The sequence below is a fragment of the Pseudolysinimonas kribbensis genome (assembly GCF_039531715.1).
GTDB lineage: Bacteria > Actinomycetota > Actinomycetes > Actinomycetales > Microbacteriaceae > Pseudolysinimonas > Pseudolysinimonas kribbensis.
The window spans coordinates 941,708-954,225 of the sequence record NZ_BAAAQO010000002.1 but is presented as its reverse complement, the minus strand read 5'-3'; the positions used below and the strand labels follow the sequence as shown (position 1 = coordinate 954,225).

At 69.2% G+C, this 12,518-nt stretch carries 12 protein-coding genes; 3 read left to right on the top strand and 9 right to left on the bottom strand.

Features of this window, described 5'->3' with window-relative positions; genetic code table 11:
- Nucleotides 1-84 precede the first annotated feature (84 nt).
- From ABD285_RS05345 to ABD285_RS05325, 5 genes are read right to left on the bottom strand one after another with little or no spacing between them, the layout of a single operon-like run.
- Nucleotides 85-1,836, bottom strand: coding sequence for an alpha-glucosidase (locus ABD285_RS05345; RefSeq protein WP_344200871.1), 1,752 nt, complete (start codon nt 1,834-1,836; stop codon nt 85-87).
- A complete protein-coding gene (locus ABD285_RS05340) occupies nt 1,833-3,431 on the bottom strand; it encodes a glycoside hydrolase family 66 protein (protein WP_284254242.1) in 1,599 nt (532 codons plus the stop codon). Before ABD285_RS05340 ends, ABD285_RS05345 begins: the two co-directional genes overlap by 4 nt.
- Nucleotides 3,428-4,264 carry a carbohydrate ABC transporter permease gene (locus ABD285_RS05335; RefSeq protein WP_344200868.1) on the bottom strand — a complete coding sequence of 279 codons (837 nt, stop codon included), beginning with the start codon at nt 4,262-4,264 and terminating at the stop codon, nt 3,428-3,430. The genes ABD285_RS05340 and ABD285_RS05335 overlap by 4 nt, the downstream gene beginning before the upstream one ends.
- Nucleotides 4,261-5,229 carry a carbohydrate ABC transporter permease gene (locus tag ABD285_RS05330; RefSeq protein WP_284254239.1) on the bottom strand — a complete coding sequence of 323 codons (969 nt, stop codon included), beginning with the start codon at nt 5,227-5,229 and terminating at the stop codon, nt 4,261-4,263. Before ABD285_RS05330 ends, ABD285_RS05335 begins: the two co-directional genes overlap by 4 nt.
- 4 nt (nt 5,230-5,233) lie before the next feature.
- On the bottom strand, nt 5,234-6,514 hold the full coding sequence (locus ABD285_RS05325) for an extracellular solute-binding protein (protein ID WP_344200865.1): 1,281 nt from the start codon (nt 6,512-6,514) through the stop codon (nt 5,234-5,236).
- Nucleotides 6,515-6,706: 192 nt separating this feature from the next.
- Here ABD285_RS05325 and ABD285_RS05320 point away from each other — a divergent pair, with 192 nt between their 5' ends.
- Entirely contained in the window at nt 6,707-7,858 is a 1,152-nt protein-coding gene (locus tag ABD285_RS05320; protein ID WP_284254237.1) for an ROK family transcriptional regulator, read from the top strand.
- Between the two features lie 25 nt (nt 7,859-7,883).
- Here the strand turns inward: ABD285_RS05320 and ABD285_RS05315 are convergent, their stop codons facing one another.
- Both ABD285_RS05315 and ABD285_RS05310 read right to left on the bottom strand, forming a co-directional pair.
- The gene (locus tag ABD285_RS05315; protein WP_425564942.1) at nt 7,884-8,957 is read right to left on the bottom strand and encodes a fatty acid desaturase family protein; all 1,074 of its coding nucleotides are present in this window, start codon (nt 8,955-8,957) and stop codon (nt 7,884-7,886) included.
- Between the two features lie 123 nt (nt 8,958-9,080).
- A complete protein-coding gene (locus ABD285_RS05310) occupies nt 9,081-9,608 on the bottom strand; it encodes a flavin reductase family protein (RefSeq protein ID WP_344200861.1) in 528 nt (175 codons plus the stop codon).
- 176 nt (nt 9,609-9,784) lie between these two features.
- On the opposite strand from ABD285_RS05310, the gene ABD285_RS05305 reads away from it, so the two are divergent.
- Nucleotides 9,785-10,078, top strand: a complete 294-nt coding sequence (locus ABD285_RS05305; RefSeq protein WP_284254236.1) for a DUF2277 domain-containing protein — start codon at nt 9,785-9,787, stop codon at nt 10,076-10,078.
- Between the two features lie 75 nt (nt 10,079-10,153).
- On the opposite strand, the gene ABD285_RS05300 is transcribed toward ABD285_RS05305, so the two are convergent.
- Entirely contained in the window at nt 10,154-10,327 is a 174-nt protein-coding gene (locus tag ABD285_RS05300) for a hypothetical protein (protein ID WP_284254234.1), read from the bottom strand.
- Entirely contained in the window at nt 10,327-10,752 is a 426-nt protein-coding gene (locus ABD285_RS05295; RefSeq protein ID WP_284254233.1) for an Hsp20/alpha crystallin family protein, read from the bottom strand. Before ABD285_RS05295 ends, ABD285_RS05300 begins: the two co-directional genes overlap by 1 nt.
- A 244-nt stretch (nt 10,753-10,996) precedes the next feature.
- Between ABD285_RS05295 and ABD285_RS05290 the strand changes: the two genes are divergently transcribed.
- Complete coding sequence (locus tag ABD285_RS05290; RefSeq protein ID WP_284254232.1) at nt 10,997-12,454, top strand: cation:proton antiporter domain-containing protein; 1,458 nt, start codon at nt 10,997-10,999, stop codon at nt 12,452-12,454.
- Nucleotides 12,455-12,518: the final 64 nt, after the last annotated feature.

Sequence of the window (12,518 nt, the reverse complement as noted above, 5' to 3'; positions counted from 1 at the left end):
GCTGCTCCGTTCGCGCCGCCCCCGGTGGGCGGCTTCACTCCTGCTACGAACGGGATCGGCGGATTTCGACAGGTCTGCGAGGACTCACCCGAGAAAGATCCGCGCCTCCCACGCCTGTAATGCATCGAGACGCGCGTCCGCCGGGCGGCCGACGTTGCCGAACAGGAAAGGCGCCGCCGACACTGACATCTGCACGTCGGCGATTCCCGCGATCGCCACGACCTCGCCGGACAGGTTCGCGATGACGACAAGACGCCGGTCGTCGAGGTCGCGACGGTAGGCGAACACCTGCGGATGCCCAGGCGCGAGCAACTCGAATCGGCCCGCTGCGACCACGCGTTCCTCGTGTCGGAGCCGGATGAGCCGCCGGTAGAAGGCGAAGACGGACGAGGGATCCTGGCGCTGCTGCCGCGCATTGACCTCGGCGAAGTCCGGATGGATATCGATCCACGGGTGATGGGATCCGAAGCCGCCGTTCTCCTCATCGCTCCACGGCATCGGCGTACGGGCGTTGTCGCGACCGATCCGTCGGATCGAATCCATCACACGCTCGGAGTCCTGACCGGACGCGACCGCGAGTTCGTAATGGCGCAGCGACTCAATATCGCGCAGGTCGTCACTCGTGCGCAGCCTCGCGTTGGTCATGCCGAGTTCTTCGCCTTGGTAGACGTACGGGGTGCCGCGCTGCAGGTGAAGCACTGCGGCGAGCGCGGTCGCGGATGCCACACGGAATGCGCCGTCGTCGCCGAACCGGCTGACGGCACGGGGCTGGTCGTGGTTGTTCCAGTAGAGGCTGTTCCAGCCCACGTCCGCGAGGCCGCGCTGCCAGCGGTCGAACGAGGCCTTGAGCTCGACGAGATCGAGCGGCTGCACGTCGAACTTGCCGCCAGGCCCGTGATCCAGGCCGACGTGATCGAACTGGAACACCATGTCGAGCTCGCGCCGCTCGGGATCGGTGAAGAGCCGCGCCTGCTCGACCGTGGCGCCGGGCATCTCCCCGACCGTGAGGAGGTCGGCGGCGTCCCGGCCGGCGAACACCTCGCGATGCATCTCCTGCAGGAACTCGTGGATGCGGGGACCGGCCGCATAGTGCGGGAACCCGTCACCGAGCGTCCCGTCGGGCGGTACGGCGCCGTCGGGAAGGGACGGGTCCTTGGAGATGAGATTGATCACGTCCATCCGGAATCCGTCGATGCCGCGATCCAGCCACCAGCGCATCATCCGGTAGACGGCCTGCCGCACGTCCGGGTTCTCCCAGTTCAGGTCCGGCTGCTTGGCCGAGAAGAGATGGAGGTAGTACTCGCCGCTCGCCGGGTCGAGCTGCCAGACCGGCCCCGAGAAGAACGACTCCCAGTTCGTCGGCTCGGCGCCCGAGGTTCCCGCCAACGTGCCCGGCCGCGCCGGGCGCCACCAGTACCAGTCCCGCTTCGGGCTGTCGGGTCCGGATGCCGACTCCACGAACCACGGGTGCTCGTCGCTCGTGTGGTTGACGACGAGGTCCATGACGAGGCGCATGCCGCGCGCGTGGAGCGCCGCGACCAGGTCGTCGAAGTCCTCGAGCGTGCCGAGGACCGGGTCGATGGCCTCGTAGTCGCTGATGTCGTAGCCGTTGTCGTCGCCCGGCGACGGGTAGATCGGCGACAGCCAGATGGCGTCGACGCCGAGGTCCTCGAGGTGGTCGAGATGCTGCAGGATGCCGCGCAGGTCGCCGATGCCGTCGCCGTTCGCGTCGGCGAAGCTGCGGGGATAGATCTGGTAGATCACGGCGGAGTGCCACCACGGATCGATCGGTGGCAGGCCCGCAGCCGGCTCGCGGCCGGCGAGGGTGTCGGTCATGGTGTCGGCGTCCGTTCGATCGTGACGAGCTGCCACACCGCCAGCGGCGGCAGTTCAGCCTCGGCCCATTCGCCCTCGAGCCGTACCGGCAGCTCGACCAGGCGCGGTGCGCCATCCGGGTCGGCGACGCGCACGCGCGGCGCGTGGGCTCCGACCCGGCGGAAGCGCAGAACCCCGGCCGCCGGATCGCCGACGGGCGCGCGGGGCGCGTCCCACTCGGTGTCGTCCTGGCCGACGAGGTTGATGAGGTGCAGCACGAGACGGTCGCCGGCTCTGGTGACCCGGCGCCAGACGGTGCCGGCGCGCGCACGGTGATCGAGCTCGGCGCCGGCGAAGGTGACGTCGAGCTCCGCGTTGTACTCGCCCGCGTACGAGCCGGTGACCTCGACGATGCTGGGATCGAGCAGCAGCTCGTCGTGCTCGACGAGGAAGTCGTACCAGCGGCGCAGGAGGTCAGCGGTCGAGAGCTCCACCACGTGGTTGCGCACGTAGTAGGGGTCGACCAGGACGCGGTCGCCCTCACCGGCCAGCAACTGCGTCACACCGTGCGAATACAGGGTCGCCATGGTGAATGCGGTGGCGAGGTCGGCGTTCGCCGCTGGAGCGTCGTCGTAGACGTGCTGGTAGGCGGCGAGCACGATCGGCTTCTCGCCACCCGCTGCCCGCGCGCGACGCGCGACGTCGGCCAGGTCGCCGAGCGTGGTGTGCGGGGCCCACGGCTCGATGTAGAGCGCGTCCTGCGGGTCGGCGCCTGTGCGCCAGGTCGGGAAGTCGTTCACGTTGTTGAACACGAGACGGCTCGCGGGCAGCGCCGCGCGGACCGCCTCGATGAGCGCGGAGAAGGAGCGCTCGACGTCGACGGCCCCGCCGTCGGGCGAGACCGCGGTCTTGGGGTAGCCGTACTGATCGAGGTGGTACCCCGCGAACCCGATCTCCCGCGCCGCCTCGGCCAGCTGCGCCGCGAAGGCTTCCCGCCAGTCGGGTGCCGCCGGGTCGACGAGGAACAGGAAGTCGCCGAGCGCGTAGCGCTCGCCGGTCGCTGTGAGCAGCGCGCGGTGCTCCCACCGCGGCCACTCCTGCGGCCCCACCGCGTAGACCGCCGCGTAACCGAGGGCGTCCGCGCCGGCATCGGTGACCGCAGCGACGAGCCGGCGCACGGTCGCGAGCGCTACCGGCTGGCCGAGGGCATCCAGGTACTCGTCACCACCGCCGAGCAGGTCGGCGTGCCGGTAGGCCCAGTCGTAGAACTGGATGCCGGTCAGGTGCAGCCGGCGCACGGTGTCGACGAGGGCCCCTGGGTCGCGGCCGGGCCGGAAGTCGACGGTGAAGCCGTAGCGCAGACGGGTGCGAGGATCGTCGCGCACATCGACCGCGGTCCTCACGACGTGCTCCCCGACCGTCAGTTCGACCCCGTACCCGCCCGCCGGCAGTGGCGGCAGCTCGATGGATCCGTCGCCGGACCACGACTGCTCGAGGACCGGATCGCCGAGCCGCCAGACGCTGACGATGCCCGGGCCCCGCATCCCGCGCACCTCGATGACGATGGGCTGACCCGGTGCGCCCGTCGCCGCGAACGGCAGGAGTTCGGCGCTCATCCCTTCACGGCCCCGGCCGTGAGCCCCTGCACGAACTGACGCTGGAAGACCAGGAAGATGACGATCACGGGCACCACCGCGATGAGCGAGGCCGCGAACACGAGCCCCCACTGGGTCGCGTTCTGGCCCTGGAACGTCGCGATGGCGAGCGGCAGGGTGCGCGAACCGGGGTCGCTGATGAGGGTCAGAGCGATCGGGTATTCGTCCCAGCCGTTCAGGAATGTGAAGATCGTCGCCGTCGCGAGCGCCGGCCGAGCCAGCGGCAGGGCGAGCCGCGCGTAGCGGGTCCACGCCGAGGCGCCGTCGACCTGCATGGCCTGGTCGAGCTCCCCCGGCATCGAGGCGAGGAAGCCGCGCAGCAGGAACGTGTTGAACGACAGCGACCCGGCGACGTAGAAGACGATCAGGCCGCCGAGCGAATCCAGAATGCCCAGGTTCTTCGCGAGCACGAACTGCGGGATCAGCAGCATGATGGCCGGGATGGTCAACCCCGCAAGCAGCACGCGGAAGATCGTCTCTTTGAACCGGAACTGGAATCGGGCGAACGCGAACGCCATCATCGAGCTGATCAGCACCGAGAAGAAGGTGGAGATCGCGGTGACGATGATCGAGTTCACGAAGTAGAGGGCGAAGTCCTCCGTCGTGAGCGCCCGTGTGTAGTTGTCGATGGTCGCCGGATTCGGGATGAGCTGCGGCGGCAGGGAGAGCACGTACGCCTGTGGCTGGAAGCTCGTCGACAGCATGTAGACGAACGGCGTCACCATCACGAGCGCGCCCGCGATCAGGGCGACGTAGCGGAGGACCGAGGAGGCGCCGCGACGGGCGGGCGTCACGCCAGTGCCTCGTCGGCGCGGCCGCGGGCGATCCGCAGCTGGAGGACCGCCAGCACGAACACGAGCACGGCGAGCAGCATCGCGATCGCCGACCCGTAGCCGAAGTCGAGGTAGGTGAAGGCCTGCTTGTACATGTAGGTCAGCACCACGTCGGTCTGCCCGATCGGGCCGCCGTTCGTGACGAGGACGACCGATGCGAACACGTTCAGACCGCCGATCACGAGCATCACCGAGAGGAACACCGTGGCCGGATTCACAGCGGGCAGCGTCACCGCGCGGAAGCGCTGCCACCGGCCTGCGCCGTCCATGATCGCCGCCTCCTCGAGGGCCTGCGGCACGCCCTGCAGGGCGGCGAGGTAGATCATCATCGACCATCCGATGCCCTTCCAGATGCCCAGCAGGCAGATCACCACGAGAGCCGTGCCGCGCTGGGCGAGCCACGACACGTCGCTGTTCATCAGGTGGAGGAAGTCGTGGAGTGTGAAGTTGACGAGCCCGCTGTCGGCGAAGAGGTACTTGAACAGCAGCGAGACGACCACCCAGCTCGTGACGACCGGAAGGTAGAACAGCACGCGGAACAATGGCTGCACAGGGCTCTTGCGCTTGAGCAGCAGGGCGATGGCCAGCCCCAGCGCCATCTGCGGCGCGACCGTCGCCAGCATGTAGATGCCGCTGTTGGTCAGGCTCAGCCAGAAGTGCGGGTCCTGCACTGCTCGGACGTAGTTGTCGAGACCCACCCACCTGCTGATCGCGCCCGCGACGATCTTCCAGTCGTAGAAGCTCATGCGGAGCGCCTGCACCGCCGGCCACACGATGAACACGGCGAAGAGGATCACACCGGGGGCCAGGAACAGGTACGGCACCGCACCCACCCGCAAGCGCCCACGGCGGGGAGACCGCGCCGGCCGCGCGACGGATCCCGTCGCGCGGCCGGTCGTCGTCCCCCGGGTGGGGATGCTCGTCATCCGATCAGTCTCCCGACAGCAGAGCGTCGATCTGCGACGCGGCGCTGTTCAGCGCCGCCTTGACCGTGGTGCCGCCCGTGAAGGCCGGTGTCAGGGCCGCCGCGAGGACGGCATCGATCTTGCTCTGGTTCGGGCTCGCGATGCGCGACTTGGCCGTCTTCAACTGGTCGGAGTAGACGCTGTAGTCGGCCGCCATCTCGGCCTGCTGATCGGCCAGGCGCGGCTGCACCGTGAGTTGACCCGTCTTGGCCATCTCGATCTGGAACTGCTTGCTCTGCGTGAAGCGGATGAACTTCGCTGCAGCAGCCTTGTGCGCGGAGCTCGCGGTCATGACGATGTCCTCGCCGCCCACGACGCTGACGGAGCCGCCCTTGCCGGCCGGAATCGGCGCGTAGATGGGGTGGAAGTCCTTGTACGAGCCGGACCACACGCCCGCCATCCACGGACCGTCGAAGATCGTCGCGTAGTCGTTCTTGGGCAGGCCGTCCTGTGTGGCGACCGCCCCGCTGTTGCCGGTCAGGAGGTTGGGGATCAGCCCCTCCTTGTACCAGTCCACGAGCATCTGGATGGTCGCGGCGTTGGCCGCGCTGTTGAGGTAGCCGGTGGCCTTGGTCTCGGCCTTGTTGGTGAACTCGCCGCCGCCCGACCAGATCCAGGGCGCGATGTTCCAGGCCTCGAGTTTGCTGTCGGCCCAGAGCGAGACGCCGGTGCCCTTGAGCGCGGTGGCCATCGTCTTCAGGTCGGCGAAGGTCTTCGGCGGTTCGCTGACGCCCGCCTTGTCGAGCGCCTGCTGGCTGGTGATGAGCACGCGCGTGTTGGTGTCCAGCGGCAGACCGTAGTACTCGCCCTTGTATCGATTGGTTGCGACGCTGCCCGGATAGTCCTTGGCCGCGAGGGCCTTGTAGTCCGACATCGAGGTGGAGAGCGGCTCGAGCACCCCGAGGTCGGCGAACTGCGGCACCCAGCCGAGGTCCGCGCGGACGAGGTCCGGCAGTTTGCCGCCGGCGGCGCTCGTCGTGAGTTTCTGCAGCAGCGAGTCGTACGCCACGTCCACGTACTTGACCGTGATGCCCGGGTTCGCCTTCTCGAAGGCGGGGATGAGCGTCTTGTTCAGCGCATCCTGCTGGGTCGAGTTGCCGCCGTTGCCGTAGGCCCCCCAGAAGGTGATGGTGACGTCCTTGTGCGAATCGGATCCGGTACCGGCCCCGGTGGAGCAACCGCTGGCGATCAGAGCGACGGAAGTCGCGATCACCACCGCCGATCCGATCTTGTACGAGCGCTTCATTGCGTGGGTTCTCCTGTCGTGGTTCGGGGGTCCGACCTCGTCCGCGAGAGTCGGGGGCCGTGCGAGGTAAGTTTTACAACAAAAATAAATACACTGTCAACTGCGAGATCCGCGGCCAATCGATGGCCTAGTTGTTTCCTTTGCAATAGATACCCCGCTATGTCACTCTGAGCACATCGAAGGAGGGACGGAATGCGGATCACCACGCCGGCGTGGACGCCCGACTCGGGGGCCACGCTCGCGGTCGCGCTCGAGGTGCTGCTGCACGGTCCGATCTCCCGGAGCGACATCGCGCGGAGACTAGATCTCTCGCCGGGATCCTTGACCCGACTGAGCACTCCGCTGATCGAGAGCGGTCTGCTCGTCGAGCTCGACGAGCGATCCGAGACACCGCGTGCCGGGCGGCCATCGCGGCCGCTGGATGTCGTGGCGGACTCGCGGCATTTCGTCGGGATGAAGTTGACGGGCGCCGACCTGCGCGCCGTCGTCACGGACCTGCGTGCCAACGTGGTCGCTGAGGAGTCGATGCAGCTCACATCGCAGGAACCGCGCGCCGTCGCACGCCAGGTCGGCGAGCTGGTGTCGAGCGTCTCGCGGGGTCTGCCGACCCCGACGGCCGTCGGGATCGGGATCGGCGGATTGGTTGCCGACCACGGCACCGTGCGCAGCGCCCCGTTCCTCGGATGGGAGGACGTGCCCCTCGGGAGCATGGTCGAGCACGAGACCGATCTTCCTGTCGTCATCGAGAACGACGTCGTCGCGTTCACCGAGGCGCAGCACTGGTTCGGGGTCGGGCGCGGCCTCGACCGCTTCGCCGTCATCACCCTGGGTGCCGGAGTCGGGTACGGCCTCGTCATCCACGGCGATGTCGTCGTCGACGGCGACTCGGGACTCGGGCTCGTCGGCCACTGGCCGCTGGATCCCTTCGGCCCGGTGTGCCCGGCAGGCCATCGCGGGTGCGCGCGCAGCGTGCTCACCTCGACCGCCATCAGCCAGGCGGTCTCCGCTGCAGTCGGTCGCGTCGTCGACTACCCGGAGGCGCTGCAACTCGCATCGTCGGGCGACTCCGCTGCATTGCGCGTCGTCGACGATGCCGGTCGCGCGCTCGGCCGCCTGATCGCGGCCGTGGCGAATCTCACCGCTGCCGAGCGCATCGTGCTGGGTGGTGAGGGCATCGGCCTGACCGACGTGGCTGCCGACGCGATTCGGGAGGGCATCGCGCTCGACCGCGACCCGAGAGCGCGTACGCCTGACCTCGTCAGCACCTCAGGCGACGACTCACAGTGGTGCCGCGGCGCCGCCGTGATCGCGATCCAGCGCTTCGTGCTGGGCAAGCGCTCTTGAGGTATCCCCCGGGGTACGGGCCGGCTCAGCCCGCGCTGTAGCGCGCGGCGACGGGGCACTCGAAGATCCGCGGAGCGGCTCCGCCGACCGTGTTGAGGTGCTCGATCACCCGATGCCAGGCGGCCGGGAGCGTCGACTCGGTGTAGGGGACGTCGTGCTGCTCGCAGTGCTCGCGCACGATGTCGCGGGCCCGGGCGAGGTGCGGTCGCGACATGCTCGGGAAGAGGTGGTGCTCGACCTGGTAGTTGAGGCCGCCCATGAGGAGCGTCATCGCCCAGCCGCCCGTGATGTTGCGCGAGGTCAGCACCTGCTTGGAGAGGAAGTCGAGCTTCGCGTCGCGCGCCACGAACGGCATGCCGACGTGATTCGGGGCGAACGTGGCCCCCATGTAGATGCCGAACACGGCGAGCTGCACACCGAGGAAGGCGAACGCCATCCCGAGCGGAAGGACGAGGAAGACGGCGCTCAGCAGGATCCCGAAGCGCAGAGCGAGCACGGTGAGCTCGAATCCACGGCCGTGCACCTTGCGGCGCTCGACGAGCGAGCGCACGGACTGCACGTGGAGGTTGACGCCCTCGACCGAGAGCAGCGGGAAGAACACGTAGCCCTGCACCCGCGTGAACAGAGCGAGGAGGCCCCGGCGCGACGCCGCGGAATCCTGGTGGAAGGAGACCGTGTCGGCCGCGATGTCGGGGTCTTTGCCGAGCTGGTTCGGGTTGGCGTGGTGGCGGGTGTGCTTCGTCATCCACCACTGGTAGCTCATGCCCACCATCGCCGTGCCGATGAACCGCCCGAGGCGGTCGTTCGCCGGCCCGGATGCGAGCACCTGGCGGTGCGCGGCCTCATGGGACAGGAAGGCGAACTGTGTGAAGATCAGCCCGAGTGCCGCGGCGATGAGCAACTGGTACCACGAGTCGCCCAGCATGACGAAGCCGGTGATGGCCCCGCCGAGCGCGACGAACAGCCCGCCGAGCAGGAGGGCGTAGAACCAGCGACTGCGGCGCAGCAGCCCCGTCTCGCGGACGACACGCGACATCGCGGCGAAGTTCGGGCCCGCGGCGGATGCCGAGATGGTGCGCGTGTACGAAACGGAGGACATGGCCTCTCCTGGGATCGAAGTCCGACTTCCCAGTCAGAGGTGCGGGCGACTCGCCCATCGAACAGATGGGTCGAATCTAGCCGGTTCGGCTGTGCGCCGACCGAACGCGGCGGTCCGCCGCGCCTACCGGTACCACTCCTCACCGATGGTGGCGAGCCGGGAGGGGTGCAGCCGCTCGCCGACGCCGTAGAAGTGCTGGAAGCTCATGATGAGCGGCCGCCATGCATCGGGGTCGACCCGCTGCATCCCCTCGTCGGAGCGGATGCGCGGATGGACGTGCGTGCGCACGATCTCGAGCTCCATCGGCCGCATCGAGTCGGCATCGGCGTCGGACCGGTGGTCGACCACCAGTCGCGCCTCGAGGTTGACCGCGCATTCGGCGACGCGGAACGGGTGCACGAGATCGGAGGGCACGGGAGTGAGCCCGGCGACACCGAACTTGTCGGGCTCGTACCGGTATCCGACAGAGGCCTTGCGCTCCGAGACCGGATTGCGGCCGGTCGTCAGCGCGAGCCGGTCGACGGCATCCACGAGGTCGGCGGAGGGCAGATTGATCACGCACTCGCCGGTCGCGCGGATGTTGAGCGCCGTCTGCGACCGCGGCGACATGCCGATGACGGCCCGTCGGCCGAGCCAGAAGATGCTCGACATCGGAGCGAGGTCGGGGTCACGGTGCTCAGCAGAGCGACCGGGGTGCCGAAGTAGAAGATCGCGGGGCTGATCACGTCGTGTGTTCGCACCTGTCGATCCTGACGATCGCCGGATGCCTGGGCTCGCGGGATTCGGACACGGCACCACGGCGCTCCTCACGGACTATGGTCGGCGGCATGTGCCGCAACATCCGGTGCCTCCACAACTTCGAGCCGCCGACCACCGATGACGAGGTACGGGAGGCCGCGCTCCAGTTCGTGCGCAAGGTCAGCGGGTCGACCCGGCCCTCCCGCGCGAACGCGGCGGCGTTCGAGCAGGCGATCGACGAGATCGCGCTCGCGACTCGCCGCATGCTCGAGCAGCTGGTGACGAGCGCGCCGCCGAAGAGCCGTGAGCTCGAGGCGATCAAGGGCCGCCGGCGGCACGAGAAGCGGATGGAGCGCGAGGTCAGGATCCGAACGGCGACCTGACGTCCGACGGCATCGATGAGCCCCGACCCGAGCCGAGGGGTCCCGGGCGCGAGGACGCGTCCGGGACCCGGTTGCTCAGGCGGCGCGCAGCGGCGGGCCTCCCGGGAAGCGCCCGGACCAGCCGGTGCGCGACGGCCGACGCTCCCCGAGCGGCGGCGTGAGCCGTCGTCCGAGGTTCGGAAGCCGCACCCCGGAGCCCTCGGAGCGGCGATCGCGCGGGTCCTGCGGCACGGCCACGAGCCGCCTCATCAGGCCCTCACCTGCTTCTGTTCCGCACCGCCCGCGGCGACGGCGATCTTGCGGGGCTTGGCGCGCTCGGCCATCGGGATGATGACCGACAGCACGCCGTGCTCGTAGTTCGCGGTGATCCGCTCCACGTCGACGCCGTCCCCGAGGGTGAACTGGCGCATGTAGGAGCCGTCGGGGCGCTCGTGGCTCAGCCACTGCACGCCGTCGTTCGCCGGCGTCCTGCGCTCCGCGCGGATGGTCAGCAGCTGGCCGTCCACGTCGAGGTCGACGCTGGCCGGATCGATGCCGGGGAGGTCGGCGGACAGCACGTACTGGTCGCCGTCACGGAACAGGTCGACGGGCATCAGGCGAGGAGTCAGGGCCGTGTCGAACACGCCGGACGCGAGGCGGTCGAGCTGGCTCAGAACATCGAACGGGTTGGACATGGATCTCTCCTTCCTCATCGGGTGCGGTCCCGGTCGAGGGGCCACGGAAGATGTATTAGCACTCTCCGCTGCCGAGTGCCAATAGTGTCGTGGGTGCTTTCGACATATCCGAAGGTGCCGTGCAGGCGGCCCGGAGTCCGGGCCCGACGATCCGCTCGTGCTCCGCCGGTGGACGCCCGGCTACGCTGGCCCCAGGTGCGCCGGGAAGTCTGGTCGGCTCCATCCCCGCACGCCCTGGAGCCGCATGACCGATCAGATCGCCTTCGCGCTCGTGGTGGCCGCCGTCGCCGCCGCCGTGATCCTCGCGGTGCTCTCCAACCGGCTGAGCCAGCGGCTGCGGATCCCGGCCCCGGCGTTCTTCCTGGTCGCGGCAGCCCTCCTCGCTCTGGCCCTTCCGCCCGTCGCGGAATCCGGACGACAGCTCGACGAGAAGGTCGTCAGCATCGCGCTCGCCTTCATCCTGTTCGACGGCGGCATGCACATCGGCTGGCGGCGCTTCCGCGGCTCGGCCGCGCCCATTCTCTGGCTCGGCATCGCCGGCACCGCCGTCACGGCCGCGGCAGTCGCCCTCGCCGCTCATCTCCTGCTCGGGCTCGATCTCACCGCGTCGCTTCTGCTCGGGGCTGCGCTCTCGCCGACCGACCCGGCCGTCGTCTTCTCCGTGCTGGGGCGCAAGGAGATCGGCGGCCGCACCGGCACGATCCTCGAGGGCGAGTCCGGCGCCAACGACCCGGTGGGGATCGCCATCATGGCCGCCCTGCTCGCCGCCACCGGCACGGGGTGGGGCGCCGTCGGCAGCGGGGTGCTCGAATTCCTGCTGCAACTGGGCATCGGCGCCGTGGTCGGCATCATCGGAGGGCTCGGCCTGCGACTGCTGCTGTCGCGCCTCACCCTCCCCAGCGAATCGCTCGCGTCGGTCTTCGCGATCGCCGCCGCCGGGCTGCTCTACGGTCTGGGCACCGCCGCCCACGGCTCGGGGTTCCTCGCCGTGTTCATCGCCGGGATCCTCATCGGCGACCTGCACGCGCCCTACAAGACGGAGATCACCCGATTCACCTCGGGCATCGCCAGCCTGGCCGAGATCGTCGCGTTCGCGGTGCTGGGGCTGACGATCCGGCTCGACGTCGTGCTCCGGCCGGAGGTGCTGGTGCCCGGACTCGCCATCGCGGCGATCCTGTCGTTCATCATTCGGCCGGTGCTGGTCGGTGCACTGAGCCTCCCGTTGCGCATCCGGTGGGGCGAGCGCGCGTTCCTGCTCTGGGCGGGGCTCAAGGGCGCGGTGCCGATCCTGCTCGGGCTGCTCATCGTGAGTGCCGACGTGCCCGGCGCGCAGACGCTATACGGGATCGTCTTCGTCGTCGTCCTGTTCTCCGTCGTGGTGCAAGGCGGACTCGTGCCGCTGCTGGCCCGAGCGCTCCGGGTGCCGATGCGCGAGGTGGAGGCGCGTCCCTGGTCGCTCGACGTCCGCTTCGCGGACCGGCCCACCGGCCTCGAGCGCCACACCGTCGAGTCGGGGTCGGCCGCCGACGGCGCCACGGTCGGCGACCTGTTCCCCGACGAGCTCGCCCGCGTGGCGCTCGCGAGCCGGGACGGACGCAGCCTGCCCGTCCGCTCCGGCACCCGGCTCCGATCCGGGGATGTCGTGCTCACCGACATCGACGACGGGCACGACATCACGGACCTCTTCACGCCCCGGGAGTAACCATGGGCGCCGGCCGCGCCGATCGCTATGCTGACGACTATTCGCGTGATCCACGGGTGTGGAT

Excerpts from the sequence above, each read along its gene's own strand:
- ABD285_RS05345 (WP_344200871.1), bottom strand. The coding sequence starts at position 1,836 with ATGACCGACACCCTCGCCGGCCGCGAGCCGGCTGCGGGCCTGCCACCG.
- ABD285_RS05340 (WP_284254242.1), bottom strand. The coding sequence starts at position 3,431 with ATGAGCGCCGAACTCCTGCCGTTCGCGGCGACGGGCGCACCGGGTCAG.
- ABD285_RS05330 (WP_284254239.1), bottom strand. The coding sequence starts at position 5,229 with ATGACGAGCATCCCCACCCGGGGGACGACGACCGGCCGCGCGACGGGA.
- ABD285_RS05325 (WP_344200865.1), bottom strand. The coding sequence starts at position 6,514 with ATGAAGCGCTCGTACAAGATCGGATCGGCGGTGGTGATCGCGACTTCC.
- ABD285_RS05320 (WP_284254237.1), top strand. The coding sequence starts at position 6,707 with ATGCGGATCACCACGCCGGCGTGGACGCCCGACTCGGGGGCCACGCTC.
- ABD285_RS05315 (WP_425564942.1), bottom strand. The coding sequence starts at position 8,957 with ATGTCCTCCGTTTCGTACACGCGCACCATCTCGGCATCCGCCGCGGGC.
- ABD285_RS05310 (WP_344200861.1), bottom strand. The coding sequence starts at position 9,608 with ATGTCGAGCATCTTCTGGCTCGGCCGACGGGCCGTCATCGGCATGTCG.
- ABD285_RS05305 (WP_284254236.1), top strand. The coding sequence starts at position 9,785 with ATGTGCCGCAACATCCGGTGCCTCCACAACTTCGAGCCGCCGACCACC.
- ABD285_RS05300 (WP_284254234.1), bottom strand. The coding sequence starts at position 10,327 with ATGAGGCGGCTCGTGGCCGTGCCGCAGGACCCGCGCGATCGCCGCTCC.
- ABD285_RS05295 (WP_284254233.1), bottom strand. The coding sequence starts at position 10,752 with ATGTCCAACCCGTTCGATGTTCTGAGCCAGCTCGACCGCCTCGCGTCC.
- ABD285_RS05290 (WP_284254232.1), top strand. The coding sequence starts at position 10,997 with ATGACCGATCAGATCGCCTTCGCGCTCGTGGTGGCCGCCGTCGCCGCC.